The sequence below is a fragment of the Aliterella sp. E5.1 genome (genome assembly GCF_057473825.1).
Genome location: NZ_JBYCCV010000003.1, coordinates 51,872 through 77,607 on the forward strand (window position 1 = coordinate 51,872; position 25,736 = coordinate 77,607).

Annotated in this window: 24 protein-coding genes and 1 pseudogene; 13 read left to right on the top strand and 12 right to left on the bottom strand. The window is 40.8% G+C overall.

Annotated elements, in window-relative coordinates:
- Window positions 1–34: 34 nt before the first annotated feature.
- On the bottom strand, window positions 35–499 hold the full coding sequence (locus tag AC2VE5_RS02085) for a MarR family winged helix-turn-helix transcriptional regulator (RefSeq protein ID WP_486886125.1): 465 nt from the start codon (window positions 497–499) through the stop codon (window positions 35–37).
- Between the two features lie 136 nt (window positions 500–635).
- Here AC2VE5_RS02085 and AC2VE5_RS02090 point away from each other — a divergent pair, with 136 nt between their 5' ends.
- The 3 genes from AC2VE5_RS02090 to AC2VE5_RS02100 all read left to right on the top strand — a co-directional run bounded on the left by AC2VE5_RS02090 (window position 636) and on the right by AC2VE5_RS02100 (window position 2,843).
- Window positions 636–1,280, top strand: a complete 645-nt coding sequence (locus AC2VE5_RS02090) for a class I SAM-dependent methyltransferase (protein ID WP_486886126.1) — start codon at window positions 636–638, stop codon at window positions 1,278–1,280.
- Between the two features lie 79 nt (window positions 1,281–1,359).
- Window positions 1,360–1,878, top strand: a complete 519-nt coding sequence (locus tag AC2VE5_RS02095; protein ID WP_486886127.1) for a hypothetical protein — start codon at window positions 1,360–1,362, stop codon at window positions 1,876–1,878.
- A gap of 77 nt (window positions 1,879–1,955) precedes the next feature.
- Complete coding sequence (locus AC2VE5_RS02100) at window positions 1,956–2,843, top strand: hypothetical protein (RefSeq protein ID WP_486886128.1); 888 nt, start codon at window positions 1,956–1,958, stop codon at window positions 2,841–2,843.
- A gap of 158 nt (window positions 2,844–3,001) precedes the next feature.
- Here the strand turns inward: AC2VE5_RS02100 and AC2VE5_RS02105 are convergent, their stop codons facing one another.
- Together AC2VE5_RS02105 and AC2VE5_RS02110 are read right to left on the bottom strand one after the other, a co-directional pair.
- Window positions 3,002–3,877, bottom strand: coding sequence for a 3'(2'),5'-bisphosphate nucleotidase CysQ family protein (locus AC2VE5_RS02105; RefSeq protein ID WP_486886129.1), 876 nt, complete (start codon window positions 3,875–3,877; stop codon window positions 3,002–3,004).
- A gap of 9 nt (window positions 3,878–3,886) precedes the next feature.
- Window positions 3,887–4,759, bottom strand: coding sequence for a sugar kinase (locus AC2VE5_RS02110; RefSeq protein ID WP_486886130.1), 873 nt, complete (start codon window positions 4,757–4,759; stop codon window positions 3,887–3,889).
- 20 nt (window positions 4,760–4,779) lie between these two features.
- Between AC2VE5_RS02110 and rsmI the strand changes: the two genes are divergently transcribed.
- The gene (gene rsmI, locus AC2VE5_RS02115) at window positions 4,780–5,649 is read left to right on the top strand and encodes a 16S rRNA (cytidine(1402)-2'-O)-methyltransferase (protein ID WP_486886131.1); all 870 of its coding nucleotides are present in this window, start codon (window positions 4,780–4,782) and stop codon (window positions 5,647–5,649) included.
- 14 nt (window positions 5,650–5,663) lie between these two features.
- On the opposite strand, the gene AC2VE5_RS02120 is transcribed toward rsmI, so the two are convergent.
- The 5 genes from AC2VE5_RS02120 to AC2VE5_RS02140 form a co-directional block, all read right to left on the bottom strand.
- On the bottom strand, window positions 5,664–5,846 hold the full coding sequence (locus tag AC2VE5_RS02120) for a PEP-CTERM sorting domain-containing protein (RefSeq protein ID WP_486886132.1): 183 nt from the start codon (window positions 5,844–5,846) through the stop codon (window positions 5,664–5,666).
- A 45-nt stretch (window positions 5,847–5,891) separates the two neighbouring features.
- The gene (locus AC2VE5_RS02125) at window positions 5,892–6,389 is read right to left on the bottom strand and encodes an ASCH domain-containing protein (protein WP_486886133.1); all 498 of its coding nucleotides are present in this window, start codon (window positions 6,387–6,389) and stop codon (window positions 5,892–5,894) included.
- A 6-nt stretch (window positions 6,390–6,395) separates the two neighbouring features.
- Window positions 6,396–8,552: a GNAT family N-acetyltransferase gene (locus tag AC2VE5_RS02130; RefSeq protein ID WP_486886134.1), complete on the bottom strand. Its 2,157-nt coding sequence runs from the start codon at window positions 8,550–8,552 to the stop codon at window positions 6,396–6,398.
- A gap of 324 nt (window positions 8,553–8,876) precedes the next feature.
- The gene (locus AC2VE5_RS02135; protein WP_486886135.1) at window positions 8,877–9,125 is read right to left on the bottom strand and encodes a hypothetical protein; all 249 of its coding nucleotides are present in this window, start codon (window positions 9,123–9,125) and stop codon (window positions 8,877–8,879) included.
- A 328-nt stretch (window positions 9,126–9,453) separates the two neighbouring features.
- Window positions 9,454–10,290, bottom strand: a complete 837-nt coding sequence (locus AC2VE5_RS02140; RefSeq protein WP_486886136.1) for a PD-(D/E)XK nuclease family protein — start codon at window positions 10,288–10,290, stop codon at window positions 9,454–9,456.
- Between the two features lie 156 nt (window positions 10,291–10,446).
- Here AC2VE5_RS02140 and AC2VE5_RS02145 point away from each other — a divergent pair, with 156 nt between their 5' ends.
- Complete coding sequence (locus AC2VE5_RS02145) at window positions 10,447–11,886, top strand: phosphoglucomutase/phosphomannomutase family protein (RefSeq protein ID WP_486886137.1); 1,440 nt, start codon at window positions 10,447–10,449, stop codon at window positions 11,884–11,886.
- A gap of 51 nt (window positions 11,887–11,937) precedes the next feature.
- Window positions 11,938–12,216 (top strand): lipopolysaccharide assembly protein LapA domain-containing protein, encoded by a 279-nt coding sequence (locus AC2VE5_RS02150; protein WP_486886138.1) that lies wholly within the window; start codon window positions 11,938–11,940, stop codon window positions 12,214–12,216.
- Window positions 12,217–12,226: 10 nt separating this feature from the next.
- On the opposite strand, the pseudogene AC2VE5_RS02155 reads toward AC2VE5_RS02150, so the two are convergent.
- Together AC2VE5_RS02155 and polA are read right to left on the bottom strand one after the other, a co-directional pair.
- Window positions 12,227–13,135 (bottom strand): annotated as a pseudogene (locus AC2VE5_RS02155) (Rpn family recombination-promoting nuclease/putative transposase).
- The gene (gene polA / locus AC2VE5_RS02160) at window positions 13,132–16,047 is read right to left on the bottom strand and encodes a DNA polymerase I (protein ID WP_486886139.1); all 2,916 of its coding nucleotides are present in this window, start codon (window positions 16,045–16,047) and stop codon (window positions 13,132–13,134) included. The pseudogene AC2VE5_RS02155 and the gene polA overlap by 4 nt, the downstream one beginning before the upstream one ends.
- Before the next feature lie 155 nt (window positions 16,048–16,202).
- On the opposite strand from polA, the gene rplU reads away from it, so the two are divergent.
- Both rplU and rpmA read left to right on the top strand, forming a co-directional pair.
- Window positions 16,203–16,589: a 50S ribosomal protein L21 gene (gene rplU, locus AC2VE5_RS02165; protein WP_486886140.1), complete on the top strand. Its 387-nt coding sequence runs from the start codon at window positions 16,203–16,205 to the stop codon at window positions 16,587–16,589.
- A 38-nt stretch (window positions 16,590–16,627) separates the two neighbouring features.
- Window positions 16,628–16,918, top strand: coding sequence for a 50S ribosomal protein L27 (gene rpmA, locus AC2VE5_RS02170; RefSeq protein ID WP_486886141.1), 291 nt, complete (start codon window positions 16,628–16,630; stop codon window positions 16,916–16,918).
- A 69-nt stretch (window positions 16,919–16,987) separates the two neighbouring features.
- On the opposite strand, the gene AC2VE5_RS02175 is transcribed toward rpmA, so the two are convergent.
- Complete coding sequence (locus tag AC2VE5_RS02175) at window positions 16,988–17,419, bottom strand: hypothetical protein (RefSeq protein ID WP_486886142.1); 432 nt, start codon at window positions 17,417–17,419, stop codon at window positions 16,988–16,990.
- A gap of 196 nt (window positions 17,420–17,615) precedes the next feature.
- Between AC2VE5_RS02175 and cruF the strand changes: the two genes are divergently transcribed.
- Window positions 17,616–18,518, top strand: coding sequence for a gamma-carotene 1'-hydroxylase CruF (cruF, locus tag AC2VE5_RS02180; protein ID WP_486886143.1), 903 nt, complete (start codon window positions 17,616–17,618; stop codon window positions 18,516–18,518).
- Between the two features lie 22 nt (window positions 18,519–18,540).
- A complete protein-coding gene (gene cruG / locus AC2VE5_RS02185) occupies window positions 18,541–19,734 on the top strand; it encodes a 2'-O-glycosyltransferase CruG (RefSeq protein ID WP_486886144.1) in 1,194 nt (397 codons plus the stop codon).
- Here the strand turns inward: cruG and rnhA are convergent.
- Window positions 19,691–20,596 (bottom strand): ribonuclease HI, encoded by a 906-nt coding sequence (gene rnhA / locus AC2VE5_RS02190; RefSeq protein ID WP_486886145.1) that lies wholly within the window; start codon window positions 20,594–20,596, stop codon window positions 19,691–19,693. The genes cruG and rnhA overlap by 44 nt on opposite strands.
- Before the next feature lie 502 nt (window positions 20,597–21,098).
- Between rnhA and AC2VE5_RS02195 the strand changes: the two genes are divergently transcribed.
- From AC2VE5_RS02195 to hepC, 3 genes are all read left to right on the top strand, one after another.
- Window positions 21,099–22,187 (top strand): glycosyltransferase, encoded by a 1,089-nt coding sequence (locus AC2VE5_RS02195; RefSeq protein ID WP_486886146.1) that lies wholly within the window; start codon window positions 21,099–21,101, stop codon window positions 22,185–22,187.
- Between the two features lie 41 nt (window positions 22,188–22,228).
- The gene (locus AC2VE5_RS02200; RefSeq protein WP_486886147.1) at window positions 22,229–24,448 is read left to right on the top strand and encodes a GumC family protein; all 2,220 of its coding nucleotides are present in this window, start codon (window positions 22,229–22,231) and stop codon (window positions 24,446–24,448) included.
- 474 nt (window positions 24,449–24,922) lie between these two features.
- Complete coding sequence (gene hepC, locus AC2VE5_RS02205; RefSeq protein WP_486886148.1) at window positions 24,923–25,726, top strand: heterocyst development glycosyltransferase HepC; 804 nt, start codon at window positions 24,923–24,925, stop codon at window positions 25,724–25,726.
- The last annotated feature ends 10 nt before the right edge of the window (window positions 25,727–25,736 follow it).

Sequence of the window (25,736 nt, forward strand, 5' to 3'; positions counted from 1 at the left end):
CCTCGCCTACCGCCTGGCTAGTGTATGAGTATATCTAAGACATATTAGCGATCGCGCAATCGATAAGATTGGACATTTTTTCGCGATCTTCGATGGAAATGCCTTGCATTGCTTTTTCGCGCAATTCTACAGCAATCGGGGGTAAAACATTTTCTAATTCCTTTCCCGCTTCCGTCAGCCAAATGCGCCAAATGCGGCGATCGCGCGGATCTCTTTCCCGACGAATTAGCTGGCGTTCTTCCATGCGATCGAGTACCCCCGTCAAAGTACCACCAACTTGTTGCAATTTGTCACCAATACTTGAAGTTGGCAAGCCATCTTCTATCCACAAACAGCACAAGACTAGCCAATGAAATGGAGTTAAGCCAAATGGCTCTAATCGTTCGGAAAAAGCACGGGTCAAAAGCTGCGATAGCAGTTTAATTCTATAACCCATGTTATACGGTGCTAAAACTTGCTGCCACTGGCATATAGTTTGCTCAACAGGCGTAGAGGGCATTTCCAAAATTACTTAGTGTACTTATTACTTTAATTTGATTTTTCTTTGCCAGCTATACTCAATCGAGCAGAGTAAATTTACAGTTCGTAATTTTTTCTAAACTAGAAAGAGTAAAGCTAATCGTTACCTCATAATAATGCCCCTGCGCCCGGATCAACGTACCAAATTAGATAATACCGACGATCGCCAGTTTTATGCCTATCCGCGACTGGTGACTCATGTAGATGAAGGCTTTATTCGCACCCTTACCGACTTGTACCGAGAGCGGTTAAAACCCGATACCCAGATCTTAGATATGATGAGCAGTTGGGTATCGCATTTACCCGATGAAATCAAATTTGCGCAGGTTGAAGGACACGGACTTAACGGCGAGGAATTAGCAAAAAACCCCCGATTAGATAGCTATGTAGTCCAAGATTTGAACGCCGATCCCAAGCTACCATTTACTGATAGTTACTTTGACGCGGTGCTTAACTGTGTTTCTGTGCAGTATTTGCAGTACCCAGAAGCTGTATTTGCGGAAATTTACCGCGTTCTCAAACCCGGTGGAATAGCAATATTTAGCTTTTCTAACCGGATGTTTTACGACAAAGCAATTCAAGCTTGGCGAGAAGGCTCGGAAAGCAGCCGCGTGGAGTTAGTAAAAAGTTACTTCCAATCTGTACCGGAATTTAGCACGCCGGAAGTAATTAGTCGTCAAGCTCCCGCGCCTAATTTCCTCCAGTGGTTAGGTGCAGGAGGAGGCGATCCTTTCTATGCTGTAATTGCATACCGCAGTTAATTAAAACAATTGTAGTAAAAGACAACTGTTGTTGAAATAACAGTAATAATCGCTCCAATAAGCATTCAGGAGGCAAATTATGATAGTTCGTAATGCACGTAGAGTTTTAGCGGCTTTGTTGGTTTCAGTAATGCTGCTAGTAACAGCTTGTGCAACCGAGGCTCCCACACGTTTTGACCAAGCACAACAAGAAAGCACTCAGAAAAAGACTGGGTTAGCTGTTGCTAAAGACGCAACCCAAGGGAGTAGTTTTAATAGATTTTTTCCACCTACTCAAGCCGGATTTGAGCGAGTTTATACCCAAGAGAAAAAAGGCTTCGCCGAAGCTAAGTTGAAAAGAAGTGGTAAAGATGTAGCTGTGCTGTCGATCTCCGATACCCAAGGCGTTACTGGTGACGCAAATCCTGCTGCTAAGTTTCAAAACAGCAGTTTGAAAATCGGCGGATATCCAGCCGTTGCTCAAGGTAAAAATAGTACGGCGTTGTTGGTAGGCGATCGCTACCAAGTAAAGGTATCATCCCGCGATGCGTCATTTACCCAAAGCGATCGCGAAGCTTGGTTGCAAAAATTTAACCTCAGAGGACTTGAAAAGCTGTAGTCGGCGATGAGGAAAACAAATTTTTCCTCCTTCCGCTTTTTTAACCTCAGATATTTAGCAAAAAATTGGAGACTAATGTGAGCAAAGCAATTTTTGAATTAGTTAACGAATTGCCAACAAATAACTTAACTGTTTCCATGTTGCGGAGTCTTGACTTTGTTGCACCAGGAGAATGGAACAACTTAGTCGGCTTTGAAAATACCATTCGGACGGTAACAGGCGAAACTGACGAAAGTTTAATTCAACAGATTGGCGAAAGAGCTATATTTTTATACAACGATCGCTCTCAAGGCTATCAAAGAGCAATGTGGCTCTATCAAACTGTAGATAGCACCGATAAAGCTTTGGGTGCAGCAGCTTTAGCTAACAAAGTTGGTGAAAAAATCCCCTTGTTAGGTTTTTTAAACAAAGTTACTCCCAAAGCTGACAAAGCTCAAACAATCGATCTAACGCTCAAATTAGTGGCTGAATTAGTTGCTTTTTGTCAAATCAACGGTATTCCTGGGGATAGTATTGGCGACTTTGTTGCCTCTTTAGCTGATTACAGTGGCGAGTCGTTGATGCGGATGGTTGCTTTGGTTTGCGTTGACGGGTTAATTCCGTTGGGGCCAGATTTTATTATCAAAGTGCAATCGAATCTAGGTCAAACAACTCCTCAAGATTTGGAACATAATTCAACCTTTAAAAACATTAATAGCGAAATTCCTGGGGGCAATTCCGCCGGGAAACTTAACTTTATCAATCAAAGTTTTGATTCAGTTAAAGGTTGGATGAGTAATCTTGTTACTTCACGCAATTTGACACCCCAAAAAGTTGTGGGTAATTTGCAGAAATTTGTAGAAGTTGCTGACGATAAGTTGGACTATCTAGCAGCATTTATTGATGTTAGTACCAACTACTACGAACACACTGGTACTCAAACTTTGGCGCGGCGTTTGATTGAAAGAGCCGTAGCTGAAATCTAAATAGCTCAAAATGTTTAGTTTAAGAGGATATTTTTAAATTCCTCTATTCAACAACAAATCATTTAATTTCCCCCTATCAAAAATATTCTCCCCCTTGGTCACTGAGCCTGTCGAAGTGAAGGGGGGTGGGGGGATCTCCTCGCGGGGCATTTTTACACCTAATTATCTCTAGACTTTTCTTTACTATCAAACTCTGCTAAAATTCTCTGTGATTCTTTGCAAAGCTCTACGTGACAATTGCCATTGCTAGCAAGTAAACCACCCCATTGATTTATATCGCCTTGATTGTATTTTAAAGGCGTACCATCAAAATGAGTAAATTGTCCGCCAGCTTCTGTCAATATTAATTCTGGCGCTGCCATATCCCAGTCTTTGGGCGCAGATGCACCAGAAAGAGAAATATATATATCTGCTTTTTGTTCGATAATAGTAGCAATTTTACACCCCACACTTCCTACGTATTGCCGCTCTTTGCAAGGCAGTGTTTGCAGGAGATAATTTAATCTTTCATCTCGATGGGTGCGGCTGACAACTAAAGCTAAATTATTAATTACGTTACGCTTAGAAACTTTTATTGCTGCTATTTGCCCCTCAATAGTTTCTCCAAAAGCTCCGTTACCAAGAGTTGCATAATATAATTTCTCTGCTTCAGGGTAAGCGACTACAGCTAATATTGGGCGATGGTTTTTTACTAAAGCAATATGAATTGCGTATTCTCCAGTTTTATCAATAAAATCTCGCGTACCATCCAAGGGATCGATAATCCATACCAAAGATTGCTTTAATTGCTTCGATTTCTGCTTGTAAGTTTCTTCGCTAATATAGCCAAAATCTTCCTCGCCTAAATTATTTTGTAATCTGTCTAAAATATAGCGATTTACAGCGATATCGGCAGCAGTAACGGGACCATCTTTTTTATCTTGAATTTCTAAATTTCCATCATTAATCTCGCCGTGGTAATAAGATCGTAAAAGGTAAGATGCACCCCAACCAATAGAACGCGCGAGATCTAAGATTTCTGATAGTTCTTTCATTATTTATCCTTAAGTATTCATCCAGCGCCGAGTACCGAAAGCTTGGCAAGAATCCGCCGCAACTTGGGCTGCATTTGTCAAAGCATCAGCAAAACTTTCAGACAATATAAAATGACAAAAAGCTCCATGAAAAATATCTCCAGCACCTAAAGTATCAATAATGTTTTTAACAAGAGGAACTTCTAAAGTGTGAATTTTACGATCGCTCAAGTATTGGATCGGTTGTTCGCCATGAGTAATCGCAATATAGGGAATGCCAAAGGAAGACAAGTATGCGATCGCTTGTTCGCTATTGTTACAGTTGGGGGGATAAAAGTTAGCCGAACAAATTGCGTAATCAACACTAGGTAAAATACTTTCAAATCCCTGCTTCCAACTACCGCCATCAATTACCACAGGAATATTTCTAATTTTAGCTTCCCGCGCGAAGTCTTTGCCTACTTCTATTTGATGTCCATCAATCAGCACAATATCGCTGTTGCTCAAAATATCGGTGGCTATATCGCTGCTAGTTGCTTGAGTTTTCACCGCATTAATCGAAATTACTGCTCTTTCGCCCGTCCCTTGAGTGATAATAACAGAAGATACAGGGGGCAAGTGAGTAGTATCTGGGGTAAGCTCTCTCAGTTCTACATTGCAAGCTGCCAAATCTGCCTTAATAAGTTCGGTAGTAGGATGAGTCCCAACTACTCCTAACAAGGTTGCCTTGTTGCCTAAATAACTAAAAGTAGCGGCGGCATTGGTCGCCGGACCACCAGCCGAAATTGTATAATCGGAGGCAACAATTTTTTGATTGCTTTGAGGAGCAGAAGTAGCTAAGTAAACAAAGTCTAAAGTTACTAAACCAACAAATAATCCTCGAATAGTGTGATCGCCTTTCATTATCAGCCGCTATTAAAATAATGCCTACCGAACCCCAACCAGGAACACTTTATATAGTTGGTACACCCATAGGCAACCTAGAGGATATCACCTATCGCGCCGTGCGAGTTTTGCAAAATGTCGATTTAATTGCTGCTGAAGACACGCGCCATACAGGTAAGTTATTGCATCATTTTCAAGCAAAAGCACCGCAAATTAGCTACCACGACCACAACCGCCACAGTCGCCACCCCGAAATATTAGCGCATTTACATAACGGAAAAGCGATCGCTTTAGTCACAGATGCGGGAATGCCAGGAATATCCGATCCTGGATACGAATTAGTAATTGCTTGCCTTGAGGCTAACATCCCCGTAGTACCCATTCCTGGAGTTAGTGCTGTAACTACCGCCATTAGTGCTAGTGGCTTATCAACAGATAGGTTTGTATTTGAGGGATTTTTGCCTGTAAAAGGACAAGAAAGGCAAAGTCGTTTAGAGTTTTTAGCTTCCGAAGTCAGGACAATAATTATTTACGAGTCTCCCCACCGCTTGCAGCAAACTATTCAAGATTTAGCAAAAGTACTAGGAATAGAACGAAAAATTGTTTTGGCGCGGGAATTAACTAAATTGTACGAAGAATTTTGGCGGGGAAGCTTAGAAGAAGCAATAAATCAGCTAAAAAATAAAGAACCTCAAGGCGAATACACTTTAGTCATAGCAGGTACATCCGTAGCTCTACCCTACCTTTCTGCTGAGGAGATTGAAGCAGAGTTGACAAAGATTATGCAAGCAGGAATATCAAGGTCGCAAGCCAGCCGTCAACTGGCAAAAATTACTTCCCACTCCCGCCGCGAACTCTATCAGATTGCATTAGAAATCGTTTTACCTGTTGAAACAGAAAATCTTTGATAAATGCGATCGCGCTATGATGATCGCCGCTTGAATTTAACTGCTAAAGCTGTAAATCCAAATAACGCCAAACCTATAGTTGTAGTTGGTTCTGGTACTGGTTCGTAATCAAACCTTTCTCCAAGCAGCGCTGGCGTACTATTTGGAGGAAGGCGAAACCTTGTTGCTTCTTCAAAAGAGTAAGCTAATCCCAACAACGTTTCTTCTTTATTAAGTTTATTTGTGAAAATACATTTAAATAATTAGAAAACGTTAAGAGCCATTTGATGAAAGGTTGCAAACTCACAAATATTAAACTGCGTCATGTTTTCAACAAGATTAACTTCACTAGGTTTTAAATAGCGATAGCTTTGCGGCGGTTGAAAATTATTCCACTCTTGCCTCAATCTTTCTAACTCAACAGGTTGAGGAAAATGGTGAGTTTTATTTAAGTAAATTCCACACCCTAATGATAACCCTTTATAGTATGAACGAAATTCTTTATAAGATATACCTGCAATTTCTTTGACTTCTTTCCAAAGCTCTAAAAGAGGCTTTTGAACAACCTTTTCGACTTCAAAAGCACCAATTAAAGCTTTTTTAGGTGATGAAGCATAAACAATAACTAAATCACCTTCTTCAAGCTTAGGACGAGTACGACGTAGTTCAACTTCCTTCATTCCATCAAAAATCTTGTTAGCATATTCTGGTCGGATTGATAATAATATTATTCTGCTCGCCACTATGGTTTGCTTCCACAATGATTTTTATATTCCTTGATTGTACAACTTTTCAAAGCATTCTATAGAAATTTGTTGTGGAGATTGAAACTGATTATTTTTACCTAATATTTTCTGTATTTCCTTAAATGAAATTGGTTTATTAAATAATTCAGTATCACTAAAACGAATTGCCATTATTTGATTGTCCAAGTTGTTTTTTGCAGTTTCTAATACGTTTTTAAATTCGTAAACTCCTAGTCTTCTAAACTGACGGAAGAGATTTTTAGGTGTATCAATAATAATTTCATCTAGTCGCGAACAAGCACGTATTGCTTGTGTCTGATAGTAGCCCTTAACTTTTTTACTTTGACTAACGTACCATAAAATTCGACCAGGAGCTTTTAATTCACCAGAGTTTATTTTAGAGCGATAATAAACAACTTCACGCTTGAGAGCAACTTCCTTATTAACACCAAAAATATTTTGACTAGCAAGATGTCCATCAAATAGATTTTCTGCCCATTGGGGTTGAATTGAAATAACAAAATTAGGAATCCCTGCATCAATAATTTTGGCTGGATAGAGACAGCGTTCAATCTCTGCTATTAACTGGACATCTTTAATAGTGCTTGGCTCATTTAAAGCGGTCGCAAATTGCCGACAAAAATTGTAGTCTTCCTTCTTGGAAAGGTTTAGGTTGCAATTCTCTCCCCTCAAACTTTCCACTTCTAATTTATTCGCTAGTTCAGTTATGTAATTAGCTAGTTCGGATGCTGTTTTAACTATTGGTAGGTTAGCTCTTAACCATTCATCTCGAACTTGAATAAAACTATCTTGTGATAATACTTGAGTCGTAAAATTATCTAAGTATTTATCTGTAATTCGTGTAAACTGACGATTCTCTTGGGCAGCAATTTTGATAGATAAAAGAATCAAATGGCTTATTAGTGTCAGTGAGAATGTACAATTACGCCGAACACGAAACATTGAAATTTTGAGTTCATGGGATAGCTGACGATTATAGATAACAAGTGCTAGAGGATCTTTTTGTTCATCACGAACGACATAGCACTCAAATTGAGTTGGTTCAATAATTGCTTTCCGTAGGTGCTTTTGAAACTCAACTAGAGTTTCTCCATGTTTATAAGATAGAAAAGAGTCGGCTAGTATTTGTTGTTGCCCTGCTTGAACCCGCTTTTTTTCAATTGAAGTACCTGCTAAACGAACGGGCTGATAATCAACTTCTCTACAAAGCTCGTCCAAGCGAATAATTAAATCACTAGGTCGAAGAATTAATACATTAAATTCTGTATATATTGAATCTTCTTTATCTAAAATTCCTTTATCACGAGTGATAAAAAATTGAACTTTTGCTGCAATTGCCCTTACTAAATGTCTCATATCTGAGGCTTCATTTTCCGCCATTCGTTCAAAACGTGTAGGAAAGTACTTCTCGAGAGTTTGACAGATTCTTCGGAAGTCTTCTTGATTACAATTGAGACGTGTGAAAGTTGAAGCAAATGCCCGGAGCTTTTTTCGTTGAATAACATCTGGACAACGATTTATCTCAATATCAATCTCATCGGTGAGGCAAAGCTCTACCTCTAACTGTAACCAGTCAGCAAGTAGCGATTTAGAATCCTCTACTTGCCGATTGGTATTATCCTCATCTAAACCAAAGAAAACATTAGTATCCAGAGCAGCGCACAGTTTAGAGCCAATCGCTTGCTGTGTAAGCAGCGTTAGTAAATTTGGATGTTTATGCTCTAGACACCAAATTGTTAGGAGTTTCCCGTCTTTATTTTTGCCAGGTTTTTCAAGTCGGGGAGTAAATCCGAAAGAGGACCACATCTTATCTAACTCGTAATCGCGGCGACAGGATAACTTAATTCCATATAACTCTTTTGTTTCTTGAATCAATTGGTTAATCAGTTGCTTGGCAACGTGTTTACCTCTCCAGTCCTTATCAACATAAAGATGAGCAATGCAAGCAGTATGCTTAGAAATTCGATACATTAGGTAACCAATACACTTTTCCTCTAGAGACAAAACAGCAAAAATATGTTTATTTGCTGCGTAATCAAGGAAAGCACCCCGTGGCATATGACCCAGCGTTTTCGCATTTTTTCTTCCAAGTTCGATGACAGCTTCCAAATGAGGTGAATGGCTGTCAATTACCTCAATCCGAATATTTCTTTCCACAAGTGTTGATTGCTTTTTAAAAGATATTTATTAATCTAAGTTTACCTATTGAAATCCATAATGAAACTTTGTCTTATGGTAGATGAGTATGTTGTTAACTTAATAATTAGTCAATTACCGTTATCGTTCCTATACTGGGGTTTTAATGTAGATGATGCAGATTGCTTAATGCTCTATCTAAAAGTATCCATTCCTGGGTAGCCCTTAGATTATTCTGTAATCCTTCACTTTTTAGTAGTGCCAATTACCAAACCTATTAATGACGCGGTTTTTCAATTGTAAAGTTTAGCAACGCTTTATTACATCTCTAGTTCGGCTTCTCCCTCAGAACTCAGTAGGATTAGCAGAAATTAGCGAGTTCAATTTAGGTCCGCTATCATCATAAGCATCGATACGGTTGAGATATAGTTGCGTGAGTTCTTGAGAATTTAATGCTCCAGCATCAAAAGCGGCATTGATGTCAGATATTGTTGCCTCTACTAACTTAAATGTTGCTGCTATGGTTGCGACAGGAAAGCTACTTAGTAGCACAGCTTGAGTTGCTAGGATAGTAGCTTGTTTAACGATGCTCACTAGGTACCACTTCCACAAGTTGATGATTGTTCAAAGTTGCCTCAACACCTTTGCAGCAAGTAAAATCTTGACCGCACTATTTGCCCGATCTAATTGCTCTATAATTGTTGTCTAAATCTGGTTAAAAGTCTGAACCTTTGCGGCTTTCAACTATCACTAACTAAACTAAAGAACAAGCTAACTTAGTTATATAGCTTTATGAATTATGCTTTATGTTATTTAAGCAGAACTTATACTGCTGTTACAAGAGATACAGATTTAAAGGTAAAAAACAAATACAACCTGAAACGACTTATTTTGTTTATTTACCGTGTTGTTGCTGAAGCTTTCACTTTACTTTCTCTGTTAAAGAAGGTTTAAAATCAGAAAACTCACAAATAGAATTAAACGCACAGTAACGGCAGTGATTGCCTGGGTTGGGTGGAAAAATATTACTGAAGTTAATAGGTTTTTGCTCGTAGCGGCGCAGATCTTGCTGATGCTTTTGAGCAACTTGGGCTAATTGATTTTCAATAGTATCTAGTTGAGTAGAATTAACAGTAATTAAGACAGACTTTTTACTGTGTTCCAAATTATAAAAAGATGCAACGGCATAATGATGAGGATACAAATAACGAGCAGCAACTAAATACACTAAAGCTTGCCTTTGGTCAAAAGCTGACTTACCCGTTTTAAAATCTATTATGTGCAACCTGCTTTCAGTTTCGCTAAAAATGCAGTCCATCGCTGCATACAATCGAAAAGGATACTCCACTTGTTTAATTAAAATTGGACGCGGAAAACCCTCATCACCGCGCGTTAATTGAACAATGTGCTTGCCCTCTAAAAGCGGAGCATCATGATAATTTTTTAAAATTTGAATTACACGCTGCTGCACTTCCTCCGTTGTCTTATTTAGCTTGAGCAACTGAGCAACTTTTTCTACCCCGTCTGGCTGGCTTAATAATTCGCTATGGTGATGAAACTCATAAACACCTTTTTGCGCCAAAATCCCGATGCGCTGTGGTGGTGTAGCTTGGGCTAAAAGCTCTTTGACTATGGGTTCTTTTTGCCGTGCCTTAATAAACCCCCGCTTCATTTGACAATGCCAACGCTCTTGTCCCACCGCCGGGGCAACTAATGACCAAAGATGATAGCTGGCGAAAGGTCGCCCAAGAATTAGCATTACTTACTTGCAGTGAATAAATCGCCCAAAATAGGCAATAGCGGTTAACAGGAATAGTTTTAGAAAAATGCCCAGCACTTCCTATTTCTTGGCTACACCGAAAAGGGAGAAGCTTCCTGTACTATTAATGATAAACACTTCCTTGAGTGACAAAGGATGAGCAGTATTAGCAATTCTAATCAAATTAAGTTTGGTACGGATGGATGGCGAGGAATAATTGCCGATGACTTTACTTTCCCTAATGTACGGAAAGTAACTAGAGCGATCGCAAGTTACCTCGAAACCGCCTACACCAAAGACCGCCCCGTTCTCGTCGCTTACGATACGCGCTTTCAAGCCGATAAGTTCGCCTACACTGCTGCTGAGGTATTGGCAGAATTAGGCTGGACTGTTAAGATTTGCGATCGCGATTGTCCGACCCCTGTAATTGCTTACAATGCCCGTCTTCTCAATTCTGCGGGGGCATTAATGTTTACCGCTAGTCATAATCCTGCACCTTATTGCGGAATCAAGTATATTCCCGACTACGCAGGTCCCGCCACCCCAGAAATTACCGATACAATTGTGGCAAATATTGAAGGTGCGGCAGATACGCCCGTCCATGGCAATTTCAGCGCCAAAATTTCTACTTTTGACCCCAAACCAGAGTATCTCAAATTTATCTACACTCTGATCGATGTAGAGCGAATTCGTAGCGCTCACTTGAAGGTAAAGTACGACGCACTCTATTCCACCTCGCGCGGCTATTTAGACACCGTTCTAGAACACTGTGGCTGCCAATTAGAAAGCTTCCACACCTACCGTGATGTGTTGTTTGGGGGCGGAATGCCCGAACCCAAAGGCGAACAGTTGGTAGAACTTGCCGAAGCTGTGAAACGAGATGGTGCTGATATTGGGGTAGCAACCGATGGCGATAGCGATCGCTTTGGTGTCATTGACGAACAAGGCAATATGCTGTCGCCCAACACTGTTTTACTACTGTTAGCGCGGCATTTAAGCAAAAATCGTGGCAAAACAGGGGCAATTGTCCGCACGGTGGCGACTACCCATTTACTGGACAATCTCGCGGCTAAGTACGGCTTAGAGATTTACGAAACGGCGGTAGGCTTTAAGTACATCGGCGAAAAAATGCGGGAAACTGCTGTACTAATTGGCGGTGAAGAATCGGGAGGATTGAGCGTAATCGGGCATATTCCCGAAAAAGACGGAATTTTGGCAGATATGCTGGTAGCTGAAGTAATTGCTTATGAAGGCAAGCCTTTAAGCCAGTTAGTAGAAGAAGCGATCGCCGAAGCGGGCGGACCGTTGTACAATCAGCGTCTAGATTTACATTTAGATGATGCCCACAAAGCTGCAACCATCGAATCTTTTACCAAAAACCCACCGTCAGATATTGCGGGAGTTAAGGTCAAAGAAGTTGGGCGTAAAGATGGCATTAAGCTGTATTTAGAAGATGGTAGCTGGGTACTGTTGCGTCCTTCGGGAACTGAACCCTTAATGCGCGTCTACTTAGAAACCCATTCTGTAGAACAGCAAGGCAAAATAGCTTCCCAAATGGAAAAACTGATTAGTCAGTTGAAACCTGTAGGAGTCTAGGTAGATTAGCGATTAGCTAAAATAGCAGCTAATCGCTAATTGCTATTAAGAATGAAAACTATAGCTAATTTAATCGCATCTTTGATTGTTGCTACGTGGGTAATTGCGATCGCAATTCTCTCCCTCAAAAACGTAGCGCCAATTTCTTTAAAGTTTTTTACTTTTACCTCTATTCAATTACCCTTTTTTCTAATAATTGCCTTCAGCGTCGGTGCAGGAATAGTTTTAATGGCGCTACTTCAACCATTGTGGAGTTTTTCGGGTTCTAGGAGAAATAAAGATGAGGAATTTGATGAGGATGATTTCTCGTTCAACGACGTTCGCAAATAAAAGCTGGCAATTATTCTACTGGAATTTGTTGCAGCCATGCTTCTAAATCTGCTACTCCGGAAAAGTCTAACAATTCTTCTGCTAAGTCTTCTAACTGAGGAAGTTGTAATTGCTCAATGCGCTGTTGCAGTTCGGGCGTAACTGTGCCAATTTTGCGAGTAAGCTGACGTATAACCAGAGATAATGCTTCAGATTGCATTCCTTCTCTCATCCAGCTAGTAACTATTTTCATTGTCGCCGCCTTTTGGGTTGGTTCAATTTTATCAATTTCAGCTTGGAAAAACTGCGTTTCTTGCTCGTTTAACTGCAAATAACTATCGATAAATCCAGATATTAATTGCATTTTTGCTGGATTTAGGCGCAATGTTGCGAGTAATCGCAAGCATTCTAGCTTTACCCTTGGGCGATCGCTATCTGCTATATTCATTTTTGCCATCAATGCACTAGCAACGGGGTTTGCTTGTTGCACAAAATCGCGCCAATTAAGTTGGTTTAGTTGAATGACATCGTAGTTAAATTGTAAAACTACTTTCTTTATTTGGAAATGCTACTTGATGAGAGTTTGGTTCTGTAGTTTTGGGGTACTTGTAGGAAAATAAAACTACTGAATAAATAGGTAAGTCAAATTTTTCATACAACCGTGAAAAATACCGAAACATTCGCTTGCTAAAATCCGTTTGCTGCTGCGCTTGGTTTTCTATATGAATCAAAAAGAAAGATTCTTGAGAACGAAATTTAGCTTTAACAATTAAATCTGCTTCGTACCTTTCCCCCACAGTTATATCTGTAAATATTTCCTTGTCTAAAAACGTAATAGAATCTTGCTCTAGATAAGTTAATACTTCTGGTAAAAATAACTATAAAACTCTACAAAAAATGTGCTGATGAGTTCCTTGAATAAGCAGTCATGGTCAATCATTTGGTTTCCATCCAATTATTGCCCGCCCGTACATCAACCATTAAAGGAACGCTGAGTTTTACCGCATTTTCCATTGTAGATTTGATTTGTGGCTGCAATTTTCCCCACTCATTGGGAGGAACTTCAAATACTAATTCATCGTGAACTTGCAATAGTATTCGCGCTTGGTAATTTTTTAAAATATCGTGCAGTTGAATCATTGCCACTTTAATAATATCAGCGCTCGATCCTTGAATGGGTGCATTAGCCGCCGCCCGTAATAATCCCGCATCATTAGCCGTCAAGCCGCGAATTTCATCAAGGTTAATATCAACAAGTTTGGAGTTGTGCAACTTGCGGAGGCGATCGCTTGTAAAATTAAAATAACGCCGACGACCAAAAATTGTTTCTACATACCCATTTGCGATCGCTTGTTGCTGCATTTTTTGCAAATATTCAAAAACCATTGGATAAGTTTGGTTAAATTTTTCAATAAAAGTCTTACCCTCTGTAGCTTTCATCCCGGTTTCTCTGGCAAACCTTTGAGCGCCCATCCCATAAATTACGCCGAAGTTGATGGTTTTTGCTAGTCGCCGTTCATCGGGCGTAACTGCATCTTTTTCAAACAACAATCGCGCCGTTACCGTGTGAATATCTTCATTACCTTGGTACGCTTCAATTAATATTGGTTCTTGGCACAAATGCGCCAAAATCCGTAACTCAATTTGCGAATAATCCGCCGCTACCATCAACCAACCAGATTCGGGAATAAACCCTTTACGAATTAAACGACTAAAAGCTGTGCGAATCGGAATATTTTGCAAGTTGGGGTTAGAAGAAGACAAGCGCCCAGTAGATGTAACCGTTTGGTTGAAATTAGTATGCAAGCGTCCAGTATCTGGGCGTACTAGCGCTGGAAGTGCATCTACATAAGTAGATTTGAGTTTAGATAAAGTCCGGTACTCCAAAACTGCATCAACGACAGGGTGATCTCCTTGCAGTTTTTCTAAAGTAGCCGCATCAGTAGAATAACCTGTAGGAATTTTCCGCGATTTTTTGCGATCTAAGTTGAGTTTGTCAAATAGTAATTCGCTCAACTGTTTTGGCGAACCTAAATTAAATTTTTCTCCGGCGGCGGCGTAAGCTTGGATTTCTAAAGCTGCCAAATCTTGCTCTAGCTTGTCTGACAGTTCTTTTAAATATTCTGAATCAATCCGAATCCCGTCATACTCTATCTGCGCCAAAACAGGCTCTAAAGGTTGTTCTATTTCTAGTAGCAATTTGTGTAAGCTTGGTACTTTCTCTAATTCTGCTTTTAGCTTAGGGACTAATCTAAACGTACAATGAACGTCCATTCCGCAATAGTCAGCTACGGCGGGAATATCAATATCAGCAATTGTTTGACCTTTGGGGACTAACTCTGTATAACTTTTCGCCGTTATGCCTAAATACTTTTGGCTTAAATCGCTTAAATTGTGGCTGCTATCTGGATCTAAAACATAACTTGCCAGCATCGTATCAAACACGACTCCAGCTAAATTTATGCCTTGACAGTGCAGAACTAAGCGATCAAATTTAGCATTCTGCAATGCTTTAGGATAATTGGTACTTTCTAAAATACTTCTTAGTTCGTTTAGTACGGTGGCGGTATCCAAATTTGTCCCGGCTTTATGTCCAAGCGGAATATAAGCCATTTCCGTTGTTTCGCTTCCCCAGCAACACCCTATTCCCACTAATTGCGCGTCTCTTGGTTCTAAGTCTGATGTTTCCGTATCCCATGCAACGGGGGTATTGGGATCTGTAAAGGTATGCAACCTCTCTATTAAGTCCCTTAATTTAGCTGGCGTATCAATAATTTGTGGCGTAATAGGCGAGATTTTTTGCTCGGCGGCGGCGACGGTATCGGCGGCGCTAAAAAACCACAAGTCATCGCTGGCAAATTCTGGTTCTTCAATAGCGGGAGAAGCTAAGGCGGGTTTTTCCTCAACTACACCCCCAAATCTCTGCTGGAGTTGATTAACTTTGCCTAAAAATGTCTTAAATTCTAACTTTTCTAAAATTGGCTCCAATATAGCGGTATCAAAGCCTGTTAGTTTGCAGTCTTCTAGCTGAAGTTCTAAAGGTACATTCAGCACGATCCGCGCCATGTAACGCGAGTGATAAGCGTCCTCTTTTCCTTCTATCAGTTTCTTTTGCGTAGCGCCTTTAATTTGGTCTAAAGAGGTGTAAATTTCATCGAGGTTATTGTAAGTCGTCAGCAACTGGACGGCGGTTTTTTCACCAATGCCCCGCACACCAGGAATATTATCGGATTTATCGCCACACAAAGCCTTAAAATCGACCACTTGTGAAGGTAAAACCCCTAACTTTTCCTGAACTTGCTCTGTGCCAAATTCGCTAGGTCCCGTACCGCCACGCTGAATAAAAGTAGTGCTGAGATATAAAACCCCAATACGCTTTTGGGGATCGACAAGTTGAAACAAATCGCGATCGCCTGTGAGAATTTTTACTTCATAACCCGCCGCACTCATTTGCATAGCCAACGTGCCTAAAATATCGTCAGCTTCGTAGCCTGGAGCCGTTAAAATTGGGATACTCAAGCCTTCTAGCAATTCGTGCAAATTCTTTAAGTCTGGTACAAAGTCTTCCGGCGTACCTGGACGATCGGCTTTATAGGTGTCATCAGCTTCGTGGCGAAAAGTTGGTAAACCCAAGTCAAATGCGATCGCCATTGCTTCGGGTTTTTGGGCGCTCATTACTTCGAGTAATGCCTTGAGAAACCCAAAACAAACGCTGGTCGGAATGCCTGTAGTCGTTTTTAGCCCGCCATCCCGTCCTTTGGCAAAAGCAAAATACGACCGAAAAGCTAAAGAATGTCCGTCAACTAAGATAAATGTAGGACGAGTTGGGGCGGTATCCATTGCTTGAGACATAAAAATAATTTTTAAAATTTACAAATATTCAGTCAGTCTTATATAATGCTAGATCGGCTGTCTAATTTCTGCTCGGATCGGGTAGACACGTGGCAAATGCTGGAATTTATATAACAAAATCCAGCTACCTGTACGGCAAACTTACAAATCCTCCCATGACTTACGCAATCATTGAAACTGGCGGCAAACAACTAAGAGTTGAACCAGGTCGCTTTTACGACATTGAATTACTACATCTTGAACCAGACGCAAGTCTGACTTTAGAAACTGTATTATTAGTCAATAACGACAACGACATCACTATCGGACAGCCTTTTGTTGCGGGTGCAACAGTAGAAGGTACGGTAATTCGACACTTCCGGGGTCGCAAAGTTCTCGTTTACAAGATGAAGCCCAAAAAGAAAACTCGCAAAAAGCGGGGGCATCGTCAAGAAATTACTAGACTAATGATCAACTCTATTAGTCTTAATGGTGCAGTATTTACTGCTCCCGAAATAGATACCCCAGTTGTGGAAGCCCCGACTCCGGCGGAAGCTGAATAAAAGCTAACTGCTCGTTTTTATAATTAAAAGAGGAATTTATGGCTCATAAGAAAGGAACAGGTAGTACTCGTAACGGTCGGGACTCTAACGCCCAGAGGCTAGGAGTCAAGCGTTACGGCGGTCAGGTTGTACGTGCAGGCAATATTCTTGTGCGTCAGCGCGGTACTAAATTTCACCCTGGTAGCAATGTAGGCATCGGTAGCGATGATACTTTGTTTGCATTGATTGACGGGGTTGTAACTTTTGAAAGAAAGGGTAAATCTCGCAAAAAAGTAAGTGTCTATACCCCTCAAGCTGCCCCTAGCCAAGAAGTGGTATCTGCGGCTTAATCAATTACTTAATTAAGTGAGGCTACTTTTTAAAAAAAGTAGCCTTGTTTTTTAGCTTAAAGCTTTACTTTAAAACAAAATTGAGACTAAATAATTAGTTAGCCCACCCAAAAATAAACCTGATATAGATATAAAAGATATGGTTATAAAGATTTGCCGATCGCTAAAATTAGCTGCTTGCATATCTATTTTAGCTAATAAAAAAGCACATATAATGACCAAAAAATGAGCAAAGGTGTGTAACCAAAAAACAATAATTACACCCACAAAAGCAATTAACACTGCAACTACAAATGCTCTTAAATCTGAAGCAAGTAAGTGAGCAAAACTATCGCGGATTGTTGCCCACGAACAGGATAACATTGCCGAGATCGCTAAAATGCACAAGGCAACTACTACCCAGCCTGACCAATGCTCGTGCCAAGAAGCCAAAAACCCACCTAGGGTAATATTTGTAGTTAAGAGTAGAGATAAAGCCAGCCAAGGTAGTTTTTGTATCATTCTTTGTTAAAGTTGTCAATCTATATCAATTGATTAACTCATACACCTATTGTCTCAAGCCAATCGTACCTTTGAACCAAACAAATTTGTAAGATGGCGATCGCACTAAATTAGGAAAATACTTACAATATTCTCTTAAAGATTTGTAAACTGATAAAGGCACTTTTCGAGTGTAAAGTCTTGTTAGGGAGTTTTCATGCAGCAACTTGTTAGGGCAGAGCGCTTCTGCTTAAGCGGTCATATTTTGGCAAAAGTTTTTGGACTAGCAGGTTTACTGTTAGTCGTACCTCACGCAGAGGTAATTACAAACTTGGGAAGTGTTGGACAAACAGCTTTTCAATTGAGTATGGCGGGTGGTGGGGTATCAGACATTCTACTAGGAATAGCTGCGGTATCGATTTATGCTTACAGGCAGCTAGGCGTTAAAGCTTGGCTACTATTTATGCTGCCCACAATTTTTATATCTTTAGGTAGCGAATTACTCGGCACTAGCACAGGGTTCCCCTTCGGTGACTATAGTTATCTAAGCGGTTTAGGTTACAAAATTGCTGGATTAGTACCGTTTACCATTCCTTTATCTTGGTTTTATGTAGGGTTGGCGGCGTACTTGCTGGCACGAGTAGGCTTAAATGTAGACCAAAAACCTACTTTGTTGCGCCATTTAGGAGCGATTTCTCTGGGTGCAGCAATCTTTACTTCTTGGGATTTTGCTCTAGAACCAGCTATGAGTCAAACGGCTGTTCCCTTTTGGTTTTGGGAAGAACCAGGTGCATTTTTTGGTACACCTTATGGAAACTACGCTGGCTGGTTTGGGACTAGCGCTTTATTTATGAGCGTAGCTGCCTTATTGTGGAGAACTACACCAATCGCCAAATTGCAAAAACCGCAATTAATCCTGCCATTGATAGTTTACTTAACTAACTTCATCTTCGCGGCAGTGATGAGTTGTGCGGCGGGCTATTGGATTCCTGTATTATTAGGGGTTGTCGTTGGCGTAGTTCCAGCGATCGCCTTATGGAACATGGCTCAACCAGGCGTAAAAACAGATATAAGTAATGACCTGCCTGTAATGCCCGTCAAACAAGTTGCTTATAAGTAATTATTATTGGACAACACACATTGTGAGTGACTGGTTGACTGTAGAGAGCGGACTTGCTTTTGGGTTATTACTAATTCAATTGCCAGCTACGGCAGTATTGCTGTCGCGGCTGGTAAAAGGAGCAAGTCGTCAATTGCCGATTCAACCTGGCAAGGGGACACCAGACCTGTTAGCTACCGTCAGCGTAGTAGTGCCTACGCTGAATGAAGCCGAACGGATTAGTCCCTGTCTAGCTGGGTTAAGTAGGCAAAGTTATGAAGTGCGGGAAATTACTGTTGTAGACAGCTATTCTAAAGATGGAACGCCGGAACTTGTAAAAGCAGCAAGACAAAAAGATCCGCGTTTTCGTTTAATGAATGACGAGGCTTTACCGTCAGGCTGGGTAGGTCGTCCTTGGGCTTTGCATAATGGATTTATCCATAGTTCCGAGCAAAGTGAGTGGGTTTTGGGTATGGACGCAGATACGCAACCAAAAGCAGGATTGATTGCGGGACTTGTTAGTACCGCAACTGCTGAGGGATACGATTTAGTTTCTCTATCGCCGCAGTTTATCCTCAAATATCCGGGAGAGTGTTGGTTGCAACCAGCACTTTTAATGACGTTACTTTATAGATTTGAAAGCGCTGGAGTTGACAGCGAAATTGCCGAGCGAGTGATGGCAAACGGACAATGTTTTTTATGCCGTCGCTCAGTTTTGGCAGAAGTTGGCGGCTATACCAGCGCTAGATCGTCTTTTTGCGATGATGTCAGCTTAGCGCGGCATATCGCCGCGAAAGGATTCAAAGTTGGCTTTTTAGATGGTTCTAAAGTTCTTAAGGTAAGGATGTATGAAGGAGCCTTAGAAACCTGGAATGAGTGGGGGCGATCGCTCGATCTTAAAGATGCATCGTCAATGAGTCAAGTATGGGGCGACTTATGGCTGTTGCTATCGGTCCAAGGATTGCCTTTGTTTATTGTCCTTTACTTTTGCTTTGTGCCGCACGCCCTTGCACTTCTGCCTCTACTGTTATTGGGCTTAAATTCTTTTCTTTTAGCGATTCGCTGGGCGTTATTGCTGGCGATCGCACCTACTTACGACTTCTCCACGGCAAAAGGTAGCTGGTTGTTTTGGCTTTCTCCTTTAGCCGATCCTCTCGCGGTGCTAAGAATTTTCTTGTCTGCTAATCGTACTCCTACTCAGTGGCGGGGTCGAAGTTATGTCCAGTCGCCGAGTTAACATCGTCTCCTCGTTCTAATTCCCACAGAATTTGATTGCCTTCTCGTCTTACTCTAGACACAATCCAGTTGCGCCAGCGCCACTCGTCTCCGCGACTTGTTACGGCGCTGGCGTGGACATCCATCAAGTCGGCGAGTTCCGAACTTGTAATTAGGTAGCCTTTAGTTGCAATTTCTTCGGCAATTCGCAGTGTATCGATCAAGTGGCGCAATTGCCCAACTTTAACTTCACGGGGTAATTCATCGGTATGGGTACTTGGCGGGGCGGGTGAATCCATATTTATCGTTTTTGCAGCCAGCAGGCTAGGTTGGATGGTTTGGTCGGTTATGGTATTGTCGTCCAATTCCATTGCTAATTCTGTTAAAGATCGATCTATCTGTGGTGGGTTCGGCTTTCCTTGTTGCAACGATAAGGTTTTTCCATTAGCAAAAGCACGAGCGATCGCATCGCAGCGTTCGTTCCCCTCATTTCCCGCATGACCCCGGACGTGCTGCCACAAAACAAATTTATTATTCAGGTGGTCTAGGTTTTCCCACAAGTCTTGATTCAATACGGGCTTGCCTTGGGCGGTTTTCCAGCCTTTTTTCTTCCAATTTTTTACCCACTGAGTTACACCTTTAATTAAGTATTCGCTATCGGTATAAAGGGTTATCGGCTCTTTGGGTGGGGTTGCAGTCAAAAAATTTAGCGCTGCGATCGCAGCTTGCATCTCCATTCGATTGTTGGTCGTTTGCTTTTCGTTACCGCCAAACTCATGAACTGAATTATCCGTATAATAGACAACTACACCCCAACCGCCAGGTCCAGGATTACCCGTGCAAGCTCCATCTGTATAAACGCTTTGAATTGTGCTGGAAGACATACCCTTATGCCAAAATCTGCAAGAGATTGTCAAGGATAGCACAAACGCTGTTGCTTAGTGTGTCGATCGGGGCGCGGACTAATTTTATCTTGGCGATCGCTATTTTTTTTCTGCTTAACTTAAAATAGCTTGCTAGAATCTAAATAAAATCTATAATTTTACAGTAGCATTACAAACTCTTTACAGTAAAATGTAAATTTAATGGTGAATTTTACTTATAACTGAACAAGTAGGAAAATATACACCGTCGCGCCAAGTATCCGAATGTCAAGCTTTGGTTTCATAGCAGACATTTACAGGTATAATTGTTACTTCTCTCTAGGTACAGGTATTATTTTGCTAAACAAGTTAGCATTTTATTTCTAAGTATTGTAGATGTGTATGTAAACAACCAGTGGCAGTAAAGATCGAGGTCACAAAGCATACTTAAGTAGCTGCCTAGACAAATACGATCGGCATCAACTTTCTTAAGCCAGCAATAATACTTAGATTTAGTAGATATATGAAAATTGCTCTAGTCCACGATTACCTAACACAGCCGGGGGGTGCAGAGCGAGTTTTTGAACTACTTTGTAAGCATTATCCCGATGCAGACATTTTTACATCAATTTACGATCCCGAAAATAGTATTGACTTAGAAGGACGTTCAGTCCAAACAACTTTTTTACAAAAAGTGCCATCCGCAGCCAAGTATTTTAGGCTGTTAGCGCCACTATATTTCCCAGCTTTTCGTACCCTAGATTTGCAAGATTACGACTTAATTATTAGCAGTACAACCAGTTTTGCCAAAGCAGTCCGCAAAAATCCCAAAGCTAAGCATATTTGTTTTTGTCACAATGTAACTAGGTTTCTATGGGATACAAAAACCTATCTACGAGAATACGGAGATTACCGATATTTTTATCCAGTCATAGAAACTATTTTTGAAGCAATGAGAAAAGTAGACTTAGAGTATGCCCAAGGGCCAGATTTTTACATTGCAAATTCAAGTACCGTAGCAGGAAGAATTCGGAAAAATTATGGTAAACAAGCAGCAGTCATTAATTACCCAATTAATACTACTAATTTTGTATTTTCCGATACAAAAGAAGATTACTACCTAGTATCAGCTAGATTAATCAGTTACAAACGGATAGACCTAATCATAGAGGCATTTAATTGGCTGGGATGGCCATTACTAATTATTGGCAATGGTCCAGAGCGATCGCGCTTACAAGCTAAAGCTTTAAGCAACATTCAATTTTTGGGTCATGTAACTGATAGCGATCGCACAGATTTAATGGCAAAAGCCCGCTCGGTAATTGTGGCAGCGTTGGAAGATTACGGATTAGTACCAATAGAAGCAAATGCTAGTGGCACTCCAGTAATTGCCTATGGTGCTGGAGGGGTGCTAGACACCCAGATCTCAGGGAAAACAGGAGTATTTTTTCCCAAACAGACACCTGACGCGATTCAAAGCGCACTTTTGAAAGCCAAAGAAACCACCTGGAATTATCAAGACATTCGGAACTGGGCGATTTCTAATTTTTCTGAGCAAGCTTTCTTTAGCCAGGTAGATCGATTAATTGCCGACGTTTGTAACGTAGCTTAGCTATCAAGATAGTAAAGTATTAATTCTGGAGTAAATTAGTTATGGCGAAAGTAATTGAAAGTAACAACATAGGAGTAGAAAACGATCCAGGCTATGGACAACTGTTCGCCGTCTTAAGTCGCCGCCGCTATTGGTTATTAGGTGTATTGGCGGGAGTCTTATCTATAGCTACTGTTGTAAGTTTGACGGCAGAACCAACTTATGAAAGTACCATGCAAATCTTGATAGAAGCTAACTATAAAGGTAGAAAAGACGTTCAACCTCAAGCAGAACAAGAATTTGCCGATACAAATATTGAAATAGATTACGCGACTCAAATTAACGTAATGCGCAGCACCTTATTAATTCAAAGGGCTGTAGATTTACTCAAGCCTGAGTATCCAAACATCACTATCAAAGAAGTCAAAAAGTTTTTACTTCTAGCCCCAGTTGTAGAAGAAGACAGCGATGCCAAGTATACCAAAATTGTTCAAGCAAACTACATTGCCAACGATCCAGTAAAAACTCAAAAAGTTTTACAAGCCATATACCAAGTTTATCAAGCCTACAACCGAGAACAGCAAGAGGAACGGTTAAAAAAAGGGTTGCAATTCATCAACGAGCAAATTCCTGGAGTCCGCAGACAAGTTGAGGACTCAGAAAATAAGTTGAGAAACTTTCGAGCAAGTCAAAATTTAATCGATCCCGAACTCCAAGCTGCTACTATCAATAATTCTCTAAATACTGTAGTTCAGCAACGACAGGCTATCCGCGCTCAGTTTCAAGATACAGAAGCACGCTATAAGGTATTACAACAGCAAGTTGGTAGCAGCCCGCAAACTGCTTTAGCCTCCTCGCGTTTAAGCCAATCTACACGCTATCAAACGCTGCTCAACGAATTACAAAGAACAGATTTGCTTTTAGCCGCTAGACGAGGAACCTTCACGGATGAAGATCCGGGCGTGCAAAAATTACTGGAACTTCGCCGAAGCCAGCAAGCACTGTTGCAATCAGAGCAAGGGCGAGTTGTAGGAAATGCGGCTATACCAAGTGCGGAAAGTTCTAGCTTGCTATCTCAAGGGCAAAAAACTGGGCTAGATATCAACTTGACAGAGCAATTGGCAGGAGTTCAAACTCTGCTGAGTGCGTTGCAAGCTCAAGATGTCAGTTTGGCAGAAACTGAGCAGAATTTACGCAATCAATTCGCTCGTTTTCCGGCTCAAATAGCAGAGTACAATCGTCTTATTCCTTTAGTCCAAATCAACCGAGAAAAGTTGCAGCAACTATTGAGAGCGCAGCAAGAATTGAGTCTAGAAATTGCTAGAGGCGGGTTTGAATGGCAAGCTTTAGAGCAGCCCTTGCTAGGCGTACAAATAGGTCCAAATGTTAAACAGAACTTATTGCTAGGTTTGGTTGCAGGACTAATGCTAGGCGGTGTAGCGGCATTCTTACGTGAAGTAGTAGATGATGCGGTACACACTTCCGACGAATTAGAAAAGCAAGTGTCTATACCTTTATTGGGCATGACACCAGAATTACCGCAAAATAAAGCCAGCGAACCAATTGTTAGTTTACCTTTTGGGAAGCCAACAGTTTTAGCACCTTGGACAGTGCAAGTTAGTAACTGGCCTCCATCTTGGGAATCACTGGATTTGATTTACAAAAATATCCAGTTGCTCAATACAACCGAATCATCTTTAAGATCGATTATGGTCACTTCAGCCCTCGCTGGCGAAGGCAAGTCTACCCTAGCCTTGGGACTTGCCCTGAGCGCAGCTCGTTTACATCAACGAGTACTATTAATAGATGCAGATTTGCGTCATCCCAATTTGCATCAAATGCTGAATCTACCAAACGAACAAGGGCTTTCAACGTTGTTAGAAAGCGATGCTAACGTGCCAAACCATACAGGTATTCAATCCTCAGGAGCTTATATTGATATCTTAACGGCGGGACCGATACCCACAGATTCAGCAAGTCTGTTAAGTTCTCAAAGAATGCGGGAATTGATGGCAAAATTTGAGGATACTTACGATTTGATCCTTGTAGATGCTCCGCCAGTTTTAGGGATGGTTGATGCTATCTTGGCAGCATCATTTTGTAGCGGTGTACTGTTAGTGTCGCGGATGGGCAAAGTAACGCGCACCGAACTTACTCAAGCGACAGCCATGCTCAGTAAGTTAAATACGATCGGCGTGGTAGCAAATCATGCCAATGGACACACAAGTTATGTAAGTTCGACGAAAGAGGGAGGAGTGGTTTTACAGCAAAGCTGGGAATAAAAATACAGCTTACTAGGAGCATTTTGTTACCAGCAAAATAGCAGACACTAAGTAAAACTGTAAAAACATAAATGGTTAAAGCTTACTTTTATAAGCATAGTAAGCTTTAACTATGTAAAGGGTTAAAGCTTATTGATAAAGACTGTAAAAAATAATACTTCCCATCCTAAGATAGGTTCAGAAACAAAATCACCTTGATAATATTAAGAAAAGGTATCTAAAGAGTCAACAAAAAACATCAGTCTCAGTAATCTTAGCTAGTCAAAAATTGGGTTATGAGATAAACTTAGGTTTAAAATACAAAGGTTATTAAAAAAGAAAAAAATTGCACATTGAATTGGAGTAAGAAGCTGATTTTTTAGATATTCTGGGAAGTTGAAAAAACTTCCAGCCTGAAAAAGCTAAAACTGATGTTTGATTAGGCAACTAGCATAATTCCTTTGTAGCAAGCATAAAAAATGCGATCGCCATACAATGTTAATTTCTAAAATTTCCAACTTACCCACTTACTCTCTAGTCAATACTCAACAACCAGAACCTAAACTAATTGGCTGGACTGTGAAGTGGCGACAAAAGCAACTGATAGTTAAGGCACTGCAACAACCACACCAGGTGATAGATAAAGACAAGGAATGGTTGCAGCAATGCTTGCAAAAGTCACCAATAAAAATAGTTCAAATAGATCCAGCCGTAGGAGTAACAAATTTACAAATATGGGCTGTCGCGTGTAAGCAAGCAAAAAAAACAATATTTTTACGCTCTGGTGCAGCCTATAAACTGCCTTACTTAAACTCTTTTCACTGGCGGTTGAAACAGATTTGCGATTTTTTGGCAGCCGCTAGCTTGCTTGCCATCCTAAGTCCGATAATTTTGGGACTGATTGTCTGGCAATGGATAAAATCACCTCAATCTCCAGTATTTGTGCGGCAATGGCGTGTAGGTCAGCGAGGGCAACTATTCGAGTTACTGAAGTTTAATTCTTTATCACCAGTGGATTTAGAAGTTTGGCAAAATCTACCGCAACTGTTTAATATTCTGCGTGGTGAAATGAGCTTAGTAGGAGCGCGTCCATGGACATTAACAGAAGTGACTGACTTACAGCCAAAGCAGCTTGCCCACCTCCCAGGCATTACAGGAATACCCGAAATAAAAGCACAGCTTGCAATAGAACGTGTTAGTGCAGTTCATTTGGCTTATCTCAAAAGTTGGTCGCTGGGTAAAGACTTGAGAATTCTTCTCCAAACTATGTCCAAAATTTTTTCTAGTGGCATCAACTAATATATTATTA

What these genes read in the sequence shown, in the direction of transcription:
- AC2VE5_RS02200 (WP_486886147.1), top strand. Translation starts at nt 22,229, where the DNA reads ATGGCGAAAGTAATTGAAAGTAACAACATAGGAGTAGAAAACGATCCA.
- rsmI (WP_486886131.1), top strand. Translation starts at nt 4,780, where the DNA reads ATGCCTACCGAACCCCAACCAGGAACACTTTATATAGTTGGTACACCC.
- rnhA (WP_486886145.1), bottom strand. Translation starts at nt 20,596, where the DNA reads ATGTCTTCCAGCACAATTCAAAGCGTTTATACAGATGGAGCTTGCACG.
- AC2VE5_RS02150 (WP_486886138.1), top strand. Translation starts at nt 11,938, where the DNA reads ATGAAAACTATAGCTAATTTAATCGCATCTTTGATTGTTGCTACGTGG.
- AC2VE5_RS02145 (WP_486886137.1), top strand. Translation starts at nt 10,447, where the DNA reads ATGAGCAGTATTAGCAATTCTAATCAAATTAAGTTTGGTACGGATGGA.
- rpmA (WP_486886141.1), top strand. Translation starts at nt 16,628, where the DNA reads ATGGCTCATAAGAAAGGAACAGGTAGTACTCGTAACGGTCGGGACTCT.
- rplU (WP_486886140.1), top strand. Translation starts at nt 16,203, where the DNA reads ATGACTTACGCAATCATTGAAACTGGCGGCAAACAACTAAGAGTTGAA.
- polA (WP_486886139.1), bottom strand. Translation starts at nt 16,047, where the DNA reads ATGTCTCAAGCAATGGATACCGCCCCAACTCGTCCTACATTTATCTTA.
- AC2VE5_RS02085 (WP_486886125.1), bottom strand. Translation starts at nt 499, where the DNA reads ATGCCCTCTACGCCTGTTGAGCAAACTATATGCCAGTGGCAGCAAGTT.
- AC2VE5_RS02140 (WP_486886136.1), bottom strand. Translation starts at nt 10,290, where the DNA reads ATGCTAATTCTTGGGCGACCTTTCGCCAGCTATCATCTTTGGTCATTA.
- AC2VE5_RS02175 (WP_486886142.1), bottom strand. Translation starts at nt 17,419, where the DNA reads ATGATACAAAAACTACCTTGGCTGGCTTTATCTCTACTCTTAACTACA.
- AC2VE5_RS02110 (WP_486886130.1), bottom strand. Translation starts at nt 4,759, where the DNA reads ATGAAAGGCGATCACACTATTCGAGGATTATTTGTTGGTTTAGTAACT.
- AC2VE5_RS02090 (WP_486886126.1), top strand. Translation starts at nt 636, where the DNA reads ATGCCCCTGCGCCCGGATCAACGTACCAAATTAGATAATACCGACGAT.
- AC2VE5_RS02195 (WP_486886146.1), top strand. Translation starts at nt 21,099, where the DNA reads ATGAAAATTGCTCTAGTCCACGATTACCTAACACAGCCGGGGGGTGCA.
- hepC (WP_486886148.1), top strand. Translation starts at nt 24,923, where the DNA reads ATGTTAATTTCTAAAATTTCCAACTTACCCACTTACTCTCTAGTCAAT.
- AC2VE5_RS02105 (WP_486886129.1), bottom strand. Translation starts at nt 3,877, where the DNA reads ATGAAAGAACTATCAGAAATCTTAGATCTCGCGCGTTCTATTGGTTGG.
- cruF (WP_486886143.1), top strand. Translation starts at nt 17,616, where the DNA reads ATGCAGCAACTTGTTAGGGCAGAGCGCTTCTGCTTAAGCGGTCATATT.
- AC2VE5_RS02095 (WP_486886127.1), top strand. Translation starts at nt 1,360, where the DNA reads ATGATAGTTCGTAATGCACGTAGAGTTTTAGCGGCTTTGTTGGTTTCA.